Source organism: Kitasatospora phosalacinea, assembly GCF_000717185.1.
In the GTDB taxonomy this organism is placed as follows: Bacteria; Actinomycetota; Actinomycetes; order Streptomycetales; family Streptomycetaceae; genus Kitasatospora; species Kitasatospora phosalacinea_A.
The window spans coordinates 37,200-52,136 of sequence record NZ_JNYE01000017.1; the positions used below are offsets into that span (position 1 = coordinate 37,200).

The 14,937-nt window shown below is 73.6% G+C and carries 14 protein-coding genes; 9 read left to right on the top strand and 5 right to left on the bottom strand.

What is annotated here, in order from left to right:
- Nucleotide 1: 1 nt before the first annotated feature.
- The gene (locus OO57_RS09865) at nt 2-1,822 is read left to right on the top strand and encodes an NHL domain-containing thioredoxin family protein (RefSeq protein ID WP_033251961.1); all 1,821 of its coding nucleotides are present in this window, start codon (nt 2-4) and stop codon (nt 1,820-1,822) included.
- A 43-nt stretch (nt 1,823-1,865) separates the two neighbouring features.
- Here the strand turns inward: OO57_RS09865 and OO57_RS09870 are convergent, their stop codons facing one another.
- Together OO57_RS09870 and OO57_RS09875 are read right to left on the bottom strand one after the other, a co-directional pair.
- Entirely contained in the window at nt 1,866-3,167 is a 1,302-nt protein-coding gene (locus OO57_RS09870) for a M18 family aminopeptidase (RefSeq protein WP_033251962.1), read from the bottom strand.
- Between the two features lie 252 nt (nt 3,168-3,419).
- Nucleotides 3,420-5,249: an acyl-CoA dehydrogenase gene (locus OO57_RS09875; RefSeq protein ID WP_033251963.1), complete on the bottom strand. Its 1,830-nt coding sequence runs from the start codon at nt 5,247-5,249 to the stop codon at nt 3,420-3,422.
- A 213-nt stretch (nt 5,250-5,462) separates the two neighbouring features.
- Here OO57_RS09875 and OO57_RS09880 point away from each other — a divergent pair, with 213 nt between their 5' ends.
- Both OO57_RS09880 and OO57_RS09885 read left to right on the top strand, forming a co-directional pair.
- Entirely contained in the window at nt 5,463-5,951 is a 489-nt protein-coding gene (locus OO57_RS09880) for an SseB family protein (RefSeq protein WP_033251964.1), read from the top strand.
- Between the two features lie 138 nt (nt 5,952-6,089).
- Nucleotides 6,090-7,043: a pirin family protein gene (locus OO57_RS09885; protein ID WP_033251965.1), complete on the top strand. Its 954-nt coding sequence runs from the start codon at nt 6,090-6,092 to the stop codon at nt 7,041-7,043.
- A 342-nt stretch (nt 7,044-7,385) separates the two neighbouring features.
- Here the strand turns inward: OO57_RS09885 and OO57_RS39270 are convergent, their stop codons facing one another.
- Nucleotides 7,386-8,219: a hypothetical protein gene (locus OO57_RS39270; protein WP_051777060.1), complete on the bottom strand. Its 834-nt coding sequence runs from the start codon at nt 8,217-8,219 to the stop codon at nt 7,386-7,388.
- A 322-nt stretch (nt 8,220-8,541) separates the two neighbouring features.
- Here OO57_RS39270 and OO57_RS44640 point away from each other — a divergent pair, with 322 nt between their 5' ends.
- The 4 genes from OO57_RS44640 to OO57_RS09910 all read left to right on the top strand — a co-directional run bounded on the left by OO57_RS44640 (nt 8,542) and on the right by OO57_RS09910 (nt 11,843).
- Entirely contained in the window at nt 8,542-8,817 is a 276-nt protein-coding gene (locus OO57_RS44640; RefSeq protein ID WP_081973576.1) for an excalibur calcium-binding domain-containing protein, read from the top strand.
- Nucleotides 8,818-8,960: 143 nt separating this feature from the next.
- Entirely contained in the window at nt 8,961-9,464 is a 504-nt protein-coding gene (locus OO57_RS09900) for a SigE family RNA polymerase sigma factor (RefSeq protein ID WP_033251967.1), read from the top strand.
- A 120-nt stretch (nt 9,465-9,584) separates the two neighbouring features.
- A complete protein-coding gene (locus OO57_RS09905) occupies nt 9,585-10,457 on the top strand; it encodes a hypothetical protein (protein ID WP_033251968.1) in 873 nt (290 codons plus the stop codon).
- Nucleotides 10,458-10,658: 201 nt separating this feature from the next.
- The gene (locus tag OO57_RS09910; protein WP_033251969.1) at nt 10,659-11,843 is read left to right on the top strand and encodes a hypothetical protein; all 1,185 of its coding nucleotides are present in this window, start codon (nt 10,659-10,661) and stop codon (nt 11,841-11,843) included.
- Nucleotides 11,844-12,028: 185 nt separating this feature from the next.
- On the opposite strand, the gene OO57_RS09915 is transcribed toward OO57_RS09910, so the two are convergent.
- Nucleotides 12,029-12,931, bottom strand: a complete 903-nt coding sequence (locus OO57_RS09915; RefSeq protein ID WP_033251970.1) for a hypothetical protein — start codon at nt 12,929-12,931, stop codon at nt 12,029-12,031.
- A gap of 186 nt (nt 12,932-13,117) precedes the next feature.
- Here OO57_RS09915 and OO57_RS09920 point away from each other — a divergent pair, with 186 nt between their 5' ends.
- Complete coding sequence (locus OO57_RS09920) at nt 13,118-13,690, top strand: maltokinase N-terminal cap-like domain-containing protein (protein ID WP_033251971.1); 573 nt, start codon at nt 13,118-13,120, stop codon at nt 13,688-13,690.
- A gap of 19 nt (nt 13,691-13,709) precedes the next feature.
- On the opposite strand, the gene OO57_RS09925 is transcribed toward OO57_RS09920, so the two are convergent.
- Complete coding sequence (locus OO57_RS09925; RefSeq protein ID WP_033251972.1) at nt 13,710-14,531, bottom strand: hypothetical protein; 822 nt, start codon at nt 14,529-14,531, stop codon at nt 13,710-13,712.
- A 238-nt stretch (nt 14,532-14,769) separates the two neighbouring features.
- Between OO57_RS09925 and OO57_RS46715 the strand changes: the two genes are divergently transcribed.
- Entirely contained in the window at nt 14,770-14,904 is a 135-nt protein-coding gene (locus OO57_RS46715; protein WP_267884956.1) for a hypothetical protein, read from the top strand.
- Nucleotides 14,905-14,937: the final 33 nt, after the last annotated feature.

Consider the following 14,937-nt stretch of genomic DNA (forward strand, 5'->3'; position numbering starts at 1 on the left):
TATGGCTTCTCGTGCACGTGTCCGCGCCCCCGAACTGGTCGGCGCCGGCGGATGGCTCAACACAGGCGGCAAGGAACTCAAGCTGGCCGACCTGCGAGGTAAGTGTGTCGTACTGGACTTCTGGACCTTCTGCTGCATCAACTGCCTCCACGTCCTGGACGAGCTCCGGGAGTTGGAGGAGAAGCACCGGGACACCGTGGTGATCGTCGGCGTGCACTCGCCGAAGTTCGTCCACGAGGCCGACCACCGGGCGGTGGTCGACGCGGTGGCCCGGTACGAGGTGCACCACCCCGTGCTGGACGATCCCGAGCTGGTGACGTGGAAGCAGTACGCGGTGCGGGCCTGGCCGACGCTGGTGGTGATCGACCCGGAGGGGTACGTGGTCGCGCAGCACGCCGGGGAGGGGCACGCGCACGCGATCGCGAAGCTGGTGGAGGAGCTGGAGGCCGAGCACGCGGCGAAGGGGACGCTGCGGCGCGGCGACGGGCCGTACGTGGCGCCCGAGCCGCAGGCGGGTGACCTGCGCTTCCCGGGGAAGGCGGTGCGGCTGCCGGACGGGCACTACCTGGTCGCGGACTCGGGGCACCACGCGCTGGTGGAGCTGGACGCGGACGGCGAGCGGGTGGTGCGGCGGATCGGCGACGGGGTGCGCGGGCTGGTGGACGGCGCCGAGCCGCGGTTCAGCGAGCCGCAGGGCCTGGCGCTGGTGCCGGAGGGGCTCGGCCTGGACTACGACGTGGTGGTGGCCGACACCGTCAACCACGCGCTGCGCGGCGTCCGGCTCGCGGACGGCTCGGTGACCACGCTGGCGGGCACCGGCAGGCAGTGGTGGCAGGGTTCGCCGACCTCGGGCCCGGCCCGCGAGGTCGACCTCTCCTCGCCGTGGGACGTCGCGTTCTTCGACGGCCGGGTGTGGGTCGCGATGGCGGGCGTGCACCAGCTGTGGTCCTTCGACCCGGTGGCGGGGACGGTGGAGGTCGCGGCGGGCACCACCAACGAGGGCCTGGTGGACGGCCCGGCCGGCGAGGCCTGGTTCGCCCAGCCCTCCGGCCTGGCGGTGTCCGCGGACGGCGAGCGGCTGTGGGTGGCCGACTCGGAGACCTCCGCGCTGCGCTGGGTTTCACGTGGAACCCACGAGGTGCGCACCGCCGTCGGCACCGGCCTGTTCGACTTCGGCCACCGCGACGGCGCCGCCGGGCAGGCGCTGTTGCAGCACCCGCTGGGCGTGACCGTGCTGCCGGACGGCTCGGTGGCGGTCAGCGACACCTACAACCACGCGCTGCGCCGCTACGACCCGGCGTCCGGCGAGGTCAGCACGCTGGCCACCGACCTGCGCGAGCCGTCGGGCGCGGTGGTGGTGGACGGCGACATCGTGGTGGTGGAGTCCGCCCGGCACCGGCTGACCAGGCTGCGGCTGCCCGAGGAGGCCGTCCGGGTGGAGGCGGTCGCGCACCGCACCCGGCGGGCCGCGACCGAGGTCGCCCCGGGCGCGCTGCGGCTGGACGTGGTGTTCTCCGCGCCGACCGGCCAGAAGCTGGACGAGCGCTACGGCCCGTCGACCCGGCTGCTGGTCAGCTCGACCCCGCCCGAGCTGCTGGTCTCCGGCGCGGGCGCGGACAGCGCGCTCAGCCGCGAGCTGGTGCTCTCCGACGAGGTCGCGGAGGGCGTGCTGCACGTCTCGGCGATGGCGGCGTCCTGCGACGACGACCCGGAGATCGAGTACCCGGCCTGCCACGTGCACCAGCAGGACTGGGGCGTGCCGGTGAAGCTGGTGGCGGGCGGCGCGAGCCGGCTGCCGCTGGTGCTGGCCGGGATGGACTGACCGTGCGCGGGGTGCGGGCCGCGGGCCCGCACCCCACCGGGCCTCAGCCCTCCAGGAAGGCCTTGATCGCGCTCGCCAGGTAGTGCGGGTCCTCCGCGCCGCACAGCTCGCGGGCGGAGTGCATGGACAGCGCGGCGATGCCGCAGTCCACGGTGGTGATGCCGAGCCGGGCCGCGGTGATCGGGCCGATCGTGGTGCCGCAGGGCATCGCGTTGTTGGAGACGAAGGACTGCCACGGCACGCCGGCCTTCTCGCAGGCGGCGGCGAACACCGCCCGGCCGACCCCGTCGGTGGCGTACCGGTTGTTGACGTTGACCTTGAGGATCGGGCCGCCGTTGGGCATCGGGTGGTGGCCGGGCTCGTGCCGCTCGCTGTAGTTCGGGTGCACGGCGTGGCCCATGTCGGAGGACAGGCAGACGGTGCCGGCCAGCGCGCGGGCGCGGTCCTCGAAGCTGCCGCCGCGGGCGTGGCAGGAGCGCTCCAGCACGTTGCCCAGCAGCGGGCTCTGCGCGCCGGTGTCGGACTCGCTGCCGGTCTCCTCGTGGTCGAACGCGGCCAGCACCGGGACGTACGGCAGCTCGCCGCCCGCCTCGGCGACGGCGGCCAGCGCGGCGGTGGCGGCGTGCACGGACAGCTGGTTGTCCAGCCGCGGCCCGGCCAGCAGCTCGCGGTCGCGGCCGAGGTAGGCGGGCGGCTGGATGTCGTGCGCCATCAAGTCCCACCCGGCGACGTCGGCGACGGCCAGCCCGGCCTTCCCGGCGACGTACTCCAGCAGGGCGCCCTCGCTGGTGCCGCCGATTCCCCAGATCGGCGTCAGGTGGCGCTGGCGGTCGAGCTTGAGGCCGTCGTTGACCCCGCGGTCGAGGTGGATGGCCAGCTGCGGGACGCGCAGCAGCGGCTCGTCCAGGTGCACCAGCCGGGTGGAGCCGTCGCGCAGCGCGAGCCGGCCGGACAGCCCGAGGTCCCGGTCGAGCCAGGTGTTGAGCGGGACGCCGCCGTAGATCTCCACGGCGACCTGCCGCCAGCCGGCCGAGCTGGTGTCGGGCACCGGCTTGACCCGCAGGTTCGGCGAGTCGGTGTGCGTGCCGACCACGCGGTACGGGGTCGCCGCGGTCGCGTTCTCCGGCACGTACCAGGCGATCATGGCGCCGCCGCGCACCAGGTAGCGGCCCCCGCTGCCGCCGTCCCAGGCGTCCGTCTCGCTGACCCGGCGGAAGCCGACCCGCTCCAGCCGCTCGGCCGCGCTCGCCACCGCGTGGTACGGGGAGGGGGAGGCGGCGAGGAAGGCGATCAGGTCGTCCGTGTGCTTCCGGTCGAAGTGGGCCGTTCGGGCGGCGGTCGACATTTTGCTCCTGGGTAGAGGGCGGGGCGGGCCTGGTGGGGTTGCGGGTCCGCCCCATGAGCATATGCCCGTACACGGACAGGGCCGCGGGAAGTCTGCAACGGTGACACAACAGTGAACGCAGCGCGACCCGACGCGCTCCCGGGCCGTGCGGCGCCCGGCGGGGACGACGCCGCGGGGCCCGGTGCAGTACCGGGCCCCGCGGGGTGAGGGTGGGTCAGGCGGTCCTGTGGCGGGCGCGCCGGATCGGCCGGATCAGAACGCCTCCTCGGCCAGCTCCATCAGCTCGTTGTCGACGCTCTCGGCGATCTGGCGCTGCGCGGCGGTGGTCGGCAGCACGGTGCGGGCGAAGTGCTTGGCGGCGGCGACCTTGCCCCGGTAGAACGCGACGTCCTTCCCGGTGGCGCCCGCCTCCAGCTTGGCGAGCGCGACGGCGGCCTGGCGCAGCAGCAGCCAGCCGACCACCACGTCGCCGGAGACCAGCAGCAGGCGGGTGGTGTTCTGGCCCACCTTGTACATGTTCCGGGCGTCCTGCTCGACCGCGGTCAGGTCGGCGATCAGGGTGCCGACGATGGCCTCCAGGTCGCCCGCGGCCTTGGCCAGCAGGTCGCGCTCGGCGGCCAGCTCGGCGCCGCCCTCGCCGGTGGCGAGGAACTTGGTGATCTGCTCGTTGACGGCGGTCAGCGCCTGGCCGCCGTCCTTGACGATCTTGCGGAAGAAGAAGTCCTGGCCCTGGATGGCGGTGGTGCCCTCGTACAGGGTGTCGATCTTGGCGTCCCGGATGTACTGCTCGATCGGGTACTCCTGCAGGTAGCCGGAGCCGCCGAAGGTCTGCAGCGACTGGGCGAGCTGCTCGTAGGACTTCTCCGAGCCGTAGCCCTTCACGATCGGCAGCAGCAGGTCGTTCAGGCGCTCGGCGGCGGCGTCGTGCTCGCCGCGCAGGCGGGCGGCCAGCATGTCGTCCTGCACCGAGGCGGTGTAGAGCACCAGGGCGCGCATGCCCTCGGCGTACGCCTTCTGGGTCAGCAGCGAGCGGCGCACGTCGGGGTGGTGGGTGATGGTGACGCGCGGCGCGGTCTTGTCCATGAACTGCGCGAGGTCGGCGCCCTGCACGCGCTCCTTGGCGTACTCCAGCGCGTTCAGGTAGCCGGTGGAGAGGGTGGCGATGGCCTTCGTGCCGACCATCATCCGGGCGAACTCGATGATCTTGAACATCTGGCGGATGCCGTCGACGGTCTCGCCGAGCAGCCAGCCCTTGGCCGGGTGCTTGGCGCCGAAGGTCATCTCGCAGGTGTTGGACGCCTTGAGGCCCATCTTGTGCTCGACGTTGGTGGCGTAGACGCCGTTGCGCTCGCCGAGCTCGCCGGTCTCCCAGTCGAAGTCGAACTTCGGCACGATGTACAGGCCCAGGCCCTTGGTGCCCGGCTTGCCGCCCTCGGGGCGGGCCAGCACCAGGTGGACGATGTTCTCGGACATGTCGTGCTCGCCCGAGGTGATGAAGCGCTTGACGCCCTCGATGTGCCAGGAGCCGTCCTCCTGCTTGACCGCCTTGGTGCGGCCGGCGCCGACGTCGGAGCCCGCGTCCGGCTCGGTCAGCACCATGGTGGCGCCCCAGAGCCGCTCGACCATGCGCTGGGCGACCTTCTGCTGCTCCTCGGTGCCCTCGTCGTGGACGACGCCCGCGAAGGCCGGGCCGGAGGAGTACATCCAGATCGCCGGGTTCGAGCCGAGCACCTGCTCCGCGTACGCCCACACCAGGGAGTTCGGGGTGACCTGGCCGCCGATGCCCTCCGGGATGCCCAGGCGCCACCACTCGGCGTCCATGAAGGTCTGGTAGCTCTTCTTGAAGGTCTCCGGGATCGGAGCGGTGTTGGTCTCCGGGTCGAACACCGGCGGGTTGCGGTCGGCGTCGACGAACGAGGCGGCGAGGTCGTTCTCGGCCAGCCGGGCGATCTCGGCGAGGATGTTCTTCGCGGTGTCGACGTCCATCTCGGCGAACGGACCGGTGCCGTACACCTGGTCGCGGCCGAACACCTCGAAGAGGTTGAACTCCACGTCCCGCAGGTTGGACTTGTAGTGACCCATGACCGTTTCTCCGGTTCGTCTGCTCCACGGGCGGCCGCTTCCGGCGCACCGCTTACCCACCAGTACGCCCCATGATGCTACCCGTTGGTAACTTGTTCAAGCCCCCTGACGTGACCGGGGTATGAACGTGGTCACGTCCCACAATGGCGCCCCGCCCGGGATTGTGCGGATCACCGACCCCCAAGCGGGGCGCGGCCCGATAGCCTTGTCCCCGTGTACGGCTACGAGCAGAGCGCCTACCAGGACCCCTACCAGCAGCAGATGCAGCAGGGGATGTCCGGCATGCCCGGCCCCGGGTACGGCGACCCGCAGGCCGCCCAGCAGTCGCTCTACCCCGAGCCCTCGCCGCCCTCCCTGGCCGACGCGGTGCGCGCCTTCACCACCGGCGCCATGCCGGTCGAGGACTTCCAGGCCATCTTCATCACCTCCAAGGTGTACTGCCCGCGCGGCGACCGCCCCGGCTTCCTGGCCCTGCACAACACCCCGACCCCGGTGATCCCGATGTTCAGCTCGCTCAAGGAGCTGAAGCGGTACGCGGGCAAGGAGTCCAAGCACTTCTCGGTGACCGGCGCCGAGATCCTCGACCTGCTGCCCACCGGGTACGGCTTCGCCCTCGACATGGAGGGCGAGCACCGGATGGTCTTCGACGCCCGCGCGGTCGAGCAGATGGTGGACTTCACCATGCGCCGCATGTACGGCTGACGCCCTCCCCCCTCTCCCCCGCCCCCTTTCCTTCCCCGGTGGAATACGCCCACATAGTTCAACGTTCAACCTTGCGAGTGGTTGAGAGTTGAACTACTGTGGTGGACGTAGGCCACAGACCCGCCGAAGGAGGCCGACATGCCCGCCGTGACCGTCGAGAACCCGCTGATCCTGCCGCGCATCGCGGCCCCCGCCGAGGGTGCCGCCGCCCGCCCCGTGCTGACCGTCGCCACCGCCCCGGAGGGCTTCGAGGGCGAGGGCTTCCCGGTCCGCCGCGCCTTCGCCAAGATCAACCAGAAGTTCCTGGACCCGTTCATCATGATGGACCAGATGGGCGAGGTCGACTACGCCGCCGGAGAGCCCAAGGGCACCCCCTGGCACCCGCACCGCGGCTTCGAGACCGTCACCTACATCATCGACGGCACCTTCATCCACCGTGACTCGCACGGCGGCGGCGGCACCATCACCGACGGCGACACCCAGTGGATGACGGCCGGCTCCGGCCTGCTGCACATCGAGACCCCGCCCGAGTCGCTGGTCACGTCCGGCGGCATCTTCCACGGCCTCCAGCTCTGGGTGAACCTGCCCGCCTCGGACAAGATGATCACGCCGAAGTACCAGGACATCCGCGGCGGCAGCGTCAAGCTGCTCGCCTCGGCCGACGGTGGCCTCGTCCGGATCATCGCGGGCGACCTCGACGGCCACCGGGGCCCCGGCGCCACCCACACCCCCATCACGATGATCCACGTCTCCGTGAACCCCGGCGCCCAGGTCACCCTGCCCTGGCGCCCCGACTTCAACGCCCTCGCCTACGGCCTCGCCGGCAGCGGCTCCGCGGGCGAGGAACGGCGCCCCTTCCGGATGGGCCAGGCCGTGGTCTTCGGCGACGGCGACAGCCTCACCATCCGCGCCGACGAGAAGCAGGACTCCCGCTCCGCCAACTTCGAGGTCGTCCTGCTCGGCGGCCTCCCGATCCGCGAACCCCTCGCCTGGTACGGCCCGTTCGTGATGAACAGCCACCGCGAACTCCAGCAGGCCATGGAGGACTTCCAGGCCGGCCGCCTCGGCACCGTCCCGGCCGACGCCAACTGACCCGCTGACGACGGCACGAAGCCCGCGCCCGACCCCTGCCCCCGGGGGGGGACGGCGCGGGCTTCGACGCGCTCGGAGACGACTCCGTTTCGGTGAGGCAGCGCGGCCAGGACAGCGCGGCCAGAACAGCGCGCGCCCGGCGCCGCGGGTACGGATGCGGACCCACTACGCCGCCGAGCCGTGCAGGGGATTACCGGTGAACCCGTACGAAGCATCGCCCGAGCCGGAGAAGGGGCCGGAGAAGAGGAGTGCAGGGCGCCCGCGGCGGCGGATCGCGCTACTGGTCTTCCTGCCGCCGGTCGCTCTGGTGCTGGTGCGGCGCTCGCACCGGCTGCGGCGGGCCTACCCGGTGAACGTGGCGGGCAGGCTCAGCGGCAGCGCTCCCTTCGCGGCGCGCAGGGCGTCCCGGACGCGGGCGGCTCCTGCGCGGGACGCGGCCGCTCCCGTACCGGCCCTGGGCGTCCGGGGTGCGAGGCCCGCGCAGGAGAGGCAGATGCCGGGACGGGGGACGGGGTCGTGGCAGGTGGCGCACTCGGCGTAGCGGGCCGCAGCCCGAGGCGCGGGGACGGCGGGCATCTTGCGTTGCAGCCGGTTGCGGAGCACGGCGGCCGGGGAGTGCAGCGGGACAGGCAGACCCGGCAGCAGGGCGGTCGCGAGGTCGGCGGGGGTCGCACCGCGCTCCTGCCACCGGACGACCAGGGGCGCGAGCTCCTCCGCCTCCGCCTGCCCGAGCCGCAGGCGGGGTTCGGACCGGATCACCCGCAGCAGGAGGGCGGCCGCCTCGCGGACCCGCTCGTCCAGCACCGGCGGCTCGGGGTCCGCGGGGAGGGAGGGTTCTTGGTACCGGTCCTTTGGAGGGGCGCCAGCGGCGGGGGCGGCCGGTGCACCGGGTCCCGGGAAAGTGCCACCCGGCAGGAACGGGAGCTGCGGGGTGTCGAAGACGTGGTTCTCGCTGATGATCGTGCCGTCGTCCAGCTTGATCTTCTCGACCCGGTAGTACCCGGCCCTCACCAGCTCCTTCAGCGCCTTGTAGATCGCCCTGCGCCCCTGCGGGCTGGTGTCCGCCATGTGCCGACCGTCCTCCCGCCAGCCGTCCGGCCGGGAGAGCAGGTCCGCGAGCAGACCGCGGGCGGTGTAGGAGAGGCTGCGGTCCTGCAACATCGCGTTGGGCAGCACGGTGAAATTGCGCGCGTGAGCGCTACGATGAACGTGCATGGGGAGGTGCTACTCCTGATGCCGGGCCCCGGGGTGTTCCACCACCGCCGGGGTCAACTATTTTCGTTTGCGGTGGGGAACGTAGCACACGTACCAGCTGAAAACCGACATGATCGGCAGGCGATCGATCCTGCCCCGTCCTGTCCCTGACTGATCGTCAAGCACCGTGTCAGTGGCGTCGATTGACGCTCTTGTTCCCCGTTCCCACTGAGGGCGGGGGCGTGCTGCGGATGGTTTGCTTCCGTTTGGTCACGACTCGGAGGAACACGGGCGCCGGGGCGCGGTGAGGCGTTCGACGCGGCTGCACCAGGGTGTGCGGGTGCTGCTGCTGGCGTGGTGTGCGGTGATGTCGGTGTTCTGGCTCGCGGCGGTCCTCGGGCCGGACGAGAAGGACGCTGCGGACACGCCCGCCCCCGCGGTCACCACCGAGCAGGCGGCGGCGTACTACAAGAACTGCACGGAGGCGAAGGCCGCCGGTGCCGCGCCGCTGCACGCGGGGGATCCCGGGTACCGGTCGGCGCTGGACCGGGACGGTGACGGGGTGGCCTGCGAGAAGTAGGGCCCCGAGCTCCGGGGAGCCCGCAGCTGACCGCCGTGGAGCGGTGGTTGCGGGCTTTTTCGCGGTTCGGGCTCAACCTTCCCGGGGCCCGGCGCATTGAGAACGGTTGACAGGGGCGGGTGGCCGGAGGGGCGGGGGAACGGATGCGCGGACAGGGCGAGTTGAGCTTCGAGGAGTACGCGGCGGTGCACGGGCGCCGGCTGTACCGGACGGCGTACCTGCTGTGCGGGGACACCCACCGGGCCGAGGACCTGGCCCAGACGACGCTGGCCAAACTGTTCGCGCACTGGCGGCGGGCGTCGCGGATGGAACACCTCGACGCCTACACCAGGACGGTGCTGACCCGGACGTTCCTGGGCGAGCAGCGCAGGCGGGCGGTGGCCCGGCGGCTCGGACTGCTGGCGTCGCGGCCCGAGAGCTCACCCGGGGAGGACACCGACCTGCGGGTGACGCTGATGAACGCACTGGCCGAACTGCCGGTCCGGGCAAGGGCGATGGTGGTCCTGCGGTACTGGGAGGACCTGAGCGTGGAGACCGTCGCCGACCTGCTCGACTGCAGCACCGGCACCGTCAAGAGCCAGTGCTCGCGCGCACTGGCCAGGCTCCGCGAGCAGTTGGGCGAGTCCTACCCGTACGCGGCCGCCTGAGCCCGCCCCTACGCGCAACTCCCGTACGCACGCACTCGGGTGCGCGGCGGACACGAGACCCGGGATCCGGGATCAGGGATCAGGGATCCGAGCGACAAGACACCGTGAAGGAGCTTCGACATGCAGGAGAAGGAGCAGGCCCCCGGGGCGCTGTTCGTCAGAGGGGCGATGAGCCGGGTCACCGACGAGTTGGCCGAGCCGGTCGGGCTGACGGCCAAGGCGGTGCGGCAGGGGCGTCGGCGGCGGTTGCGGTCGCGGCTGGCGGTCGGCGGGGCGGCGGTGTGCACGGCGGCGCTGGCCGCGACGGGGCTGGCCCTCCTCCCCGAGCCCTCGGGCGGGGGCGCGGGGTCGGCGCCGTTGCAGGTGGCCGCGGCGCCGACCGCGAGTCCGCGGGTGTTCCCCACCACGACGGTCGCCCCGACCGCGTCCCCCGACCCCTCGCAGTCCGCCCCGGTGGTCCCGGAGGCCGAACGGCTGCGGATCGAGGACTTCCGGCAGCGGAGCGCCGCCGTGCTGCAGGACCTGCTGCCGCCGGAGATCGGCGCGGTCAGCCTGCTCAGCGACCACGTCTCCGACTACCTGGGGACGTCCGCGCAGGGCGACCTCCTGCTGCGGTTCTCGGTGCGCCCCCACAGTGACGCGGGCCCGCCGAGCACGCTCTGCGCGGACACCCCGATCGGGCAGGAGGTGCAGGTGAAGGGCTCGACCTGCAAGCGGGTGCAGCTGACCGACGGCATCACGGGCATCACCTGGGCGGGGCTGGACAGCGACGGGCGGACCTCGGCCAGCGTGGTCTTCCGGCTCGGCGGCAGCGACGTGGGCCTGAGCGTCGGCCCGTACGCGCGCACGGGCAGCACGCCGGTCTCGTCCCCGCTGACGGTGGACCAGGTCGTCGCCTTCGCCCAGCAGCCCCGGGTCATGGCGCTGCTCGAAGAGGGCGACCTGCACCCGGTGGAGGAGGCCCAGACCTACTCCCCCGCGTACGAGGAGTGAGGAGCGGGGCTCCGTACGCACCACCCCGACCGCCCGGACGCCTCGACCGCCCGACCGCCCGACCGCCTCGACCGCCCGGACGGTCGAGCCGGAGCGGGTGCCGACCCCCGATCTCGGCGCCCGCTCCCGGGCGCTGCCATGTCATGCGCATGACTTGATGGACGGGTCCGCATCCGCCGGAACCCGACGAAGGAGAGAGCGATGAAGCACCGCACCACCGCGACCACCCTGCTGCTGGCCGCCGCCCTGCTGGCCGCGGCCGCCCCCGCCGACGCGCAGTCCGTGCCGCCGCCGGGCACGCAAGTCCAGGTCCAGGCCTCGGACGCCCGGGCCCGGGCCTGGCGGGCGGACGCCTTCCCCGCCGGGGAGGCCACCGTCCGCAGCGCGGCCCGGGTCGGCGGCCGCACCACCTGGGCGCTCGGTGCCCGGGTGGTCGGGAAGGGCGGGAAGCGGCCCCTGGTGGAAGTGGCCTACGCCCGGGACGGCGCCGACGGCCCCTGGCGGGAACTCGCCCTCCCGGAGGGCGTGAGCGGAACGACCGTCACCCCGGACGGCTCCGGCGGCACCTGGGTGACCGGCAGCGGACAGGGCGGCACCGTCTCCGTCAGCCGGTACCGCGCCGGGCAGTGGCAGACGCAGGAGGCGCCGCTGCCCGCGCACCCCATGGGCGGCGGGCTCAACGGGTTCGCGACGGCGGGTGACCCGGACGACGTGTGGGCGGTCGGCTACTACCAGCCCGACGACTTCCTGACCTTCTACGGCGTGATCGACCACTGGGACGGCAAGGCCTGGCAACAGGTGCCGACCCCCGACCTCGGCACCGACTACTGGACGCTCTCCGCCGTGGTCGCCAACAGCCCCTCCGACGTCTGGGCCTCCGGCGACGTCGGCAACGAGGACGGCTGGGCCCGCCCGCTGCTGCTGCACTACGACGGCCACGCCTGGAGCAAGGTCGCCACCCCCGCCCTGGACACCCGCCCCGGCGAGCTCACCGACCTGGTCGTGGCCGGTCCGAACGACATCTGGGCGGCGGGCGCCGAGATCGGCCCGTCCCACCGGGCCAAGCCGACCGTCGCCCACTACGACGGCCGCAGCTGGACGTACCAGGAGATCGGCATCGACGCGGGACGGCTCTACGGCCTCGTCCGCACCCCGAACGGGGTGGCCGTCGTCGGGGCGTCCCTCACCGACGGCGTCTACCGGCCGACCGGCGCCCAACTGACCGGCCGCGGCTGGGAGCCGCTGGACATCCCGCAGAGCACCACCCCCGGCGGGCGCCGCCCCGCCGACATCGTGAGCGTCGCGGGCCGGCTGACCGTCGTCGGCACCGACTACGCCGGCACGGCCGACGAGCGCGTGGAGCTGCCCTTCTCCCTGACCCGGTGAGGCCCCGCGCCACCGGGCCGGTGCGTGGGGGTGGGCCGGTGCGCGGTCGAGGTGGTCCGGGCCGCTGGCATACGCGCGTTCGGGTACGCGGGCAGGCTGGCCCCAGGGCGGTGGTCTTCACCGACGCGTCCGAGCCGTCCGAGCTGATCTCCCGTGCGGTGCATGGGAGTTGACGGTTCGGGCGGTCAGTCCAGGGGTGGACGCTGGGCGTGCAGCTGTTCGAGCTCGGCGAGGACGGCGGCGCCCACCTCGGCCTTGCTCCGCCCGCCGCCGACCTCGGGGCCGGGCTCGGAGTCCGACTCGGGTTCGGGGTCGGTGGCGCGCAGGCGGCGGAGGGCCTCGGTGAGGCGGTCGGTGGCGCCGCGGAGCTGGGCGGCGCGTTCGGCGTGCATCCCGGTCATCGGGTCGTCGACGACGGTGACCGGGATGCCGCGCTCCCGGGCGGCGGCGAGGACGGCCTCGCCCGCCTCCGGGATCAGGGTGAGCGCGGAGGCCGCGAACAGGCCTCCGGCCAGGTTCTTCGGGCGGCCGAACAGGTTCTTCGCGACGATCTCGCAGGGCAGCGAGCGCTCCTGGCGCTCGGCGGCGGCGGTCGCCGCGAGGGCGACCGTGAGCAGCGCCTCGGCGGCCTTGGTGACCAGCCACTTGCGGCCGGGGACGGGCGGCAGGAACTCGCGGATCCGGTCGACCTCGCGCTCGACCACCACGTCCGGCAGCAGGTCGACGGTGCTGTGGCAGCGGATCTCCAGCACCTTGCCCCAGGCGACCGACTCCCCGTCGAAGCCGACCTCCTCCGGCCCGACCACGACCTGGCCGAGCCCGTCCAGCAGGTGCAGCAGCCGCACCGCCGGGCCCGGGACGTGCGGGAGGCGGCCGATCAGCCCGGCGAGCGAGACCTCCCACTCCTCCTCCAGCGGCACCCCCGGCTTCGGGTGCGTCTCCAGGGCCCGCCGCGCCCAGTCCGACCCGGCCTTGGCCCGGGCCGAGGCGACCGCCCCCGAGACCGCACCCGTCACGGCCCCCGACACCGACCCCAGCGCCGCCCCGGCCCGCCGCCCGGCCCCCTCGCCGACCTGCCTGATCCCCACGTCCGCCCCTCCCCCTGCTCCGTCCCCGCCCACCGTTCCGGCCCACCGTTCCGACCCACCGTTCCGGCCCACCACGCTACCGGCCGCCACCCGGCCCGGGGGCTCGGTCCGGCGAGCGGGCCTGCTGCCGACGGGCACCTTCTAGGCTGGGGCGGCAGGACGGGAACACCGAACCGAGAGGGCGTCATGGCGACGATCCACCACGTCACGCTGGAGCCGGGCAAGTTGGAGCTGCTGGCCGGATGGCTGCCGCGGCAGGAGTGGTTCCGGCCGGGAGGCGGGGAGCTGGTGCGGGCCGGGGGGTTCCGGTTGGACGATCCGGCCGGGGAGGTGGGGATCGAGTTGATGGTGGTGGCGGACGGGCGGGACGCCTACCTGGTGCCGATGGCCTACCGCGGTGCGCCGCTGGCGGGGGCCCCGGAGGGGGCGCTGATCGGGACGTCGGAGCACGCGGTGCTGGGGACGCGCTGGTTCTACGACGGGGTGCAGGACCCGGTGGTGCGCGAGCAGTTGGCGCGGCTGCTGCGGGGCGAGGCGGTGCCGCAGATGCAGAGCGAGAGCGACACGGCGGACGACAGCGTGGCGGTGGCCCCGGCGGCGGGCGTGGCGGCGGGTGCGGTCGAGCCGGTGGTGCGCCGGGTGCTGGTGCCCGGCGGGGAGCCCGTGGCGGGCGAGGTGGTGGCCGGGTACACCGCGCCGGACGGGTCGGCGCGGCGGGCGGTGTTCGTGGCGGACGGCCGCGCGGGCGCGGCGGGGTGACGACGGGGACGGGGACGGGTCAGAGGCTGGCGTAGAGCGCGGCGGCGTCGTCGTGGGCCTTGCCGCGGGGCCAGCGCAGGCAGGCGGCGTCGGAACGTTCGGCCGCCCGGACCTGGGCGATCAGCTCGGCCGGGCCCGCCTCCGCGAGCAGCCGCATCGCGTCGGCCCAACTGCCCAGCTCCAGGCGGTCGGTGTAGCGGGCGGCGCCGTCGGAGAGGGCGGCCACGCCGTGCAGGGCGGCCCGGGCGACGGTGCCGGTCTCGGCGTGCTCGGCGGCGTGCGGGGCGGCGGCGGCGATCCACGGGCCGCGGCCGCTGTTGCGGGCGGACCGGACGGCGACCGCGTACCGCATGTAGAGCGCGGCGCGTTCGGCGGTGCCCGGGACGGTCGACCAGATCTGGCGGCGCAGCGCCTCACCGCCCGGGAAGCGCTGGTTGTCGCCGATCACCCGCGGCGGCCCGTCCTTGAGGTGCAGCACCAGCAGGGAGTCGCCGAGCACCAGGTACTCCAGGGTGTCCTCGCGCAGCCGGCCGGCGACCACCATGGCGGCGGGGGTGGCCGGGTTCGCCAGGTCGCAGGCGCCGCCGTGCAGGGCCGCGGTCTCGGCGATCGCGTCGGCCAGGCAGTGGGCGACCGGGCGGTCGACCCGGTCGGTGAGCCTGGCCAGCAGGTGGACGCCGAGGCGGCGCACGTACCAGGCGATGCCGTGGGTGCAGCCGGACGGCAGGGCGTCCGGGGCACTGGAGCCGTCCAGGAGGACGAACGCCTCCGGAGTGGCGACTGCGAAGTCCTCGTTGGCCCGGTCGGGGCGGCGCGCGTCGACTGCCAGCTCTACCCGCATGCCCCCAGTCTGCGGCCGCGGCCCGGTCCCGAACAGGGGTCCGACCGTGATCCCTCCCGGGAGCGGCCGGGTGTGGCCGGGAGCAACCGGGTGTGGCCGGGAACTGCCCAGGGGCCCCCGGGAACGCCCGGGAACGCCCGCGAGCACCCGGGAACGCTTGGGCGCGGATCGGACATAATGGTGCAAAGCCGGTCAATCGACCTCGGCTCTCCCGACGTCCCGCGACAGGAGCGACCCCATGGTCTGGCAGTTCTTCGTACTGGTGATCGCCTCGATCGGCTTCCCGACGCTCACCCTGCTTTTCATGATCGGCGGCCTGCAGTACCGCGAGGACCGGGAGCACCCGCAGGCCGCCGCCCACCGCGCGGCGTAGCGACCGCACGGCGCGCCGGGGCGCTCGGACGCC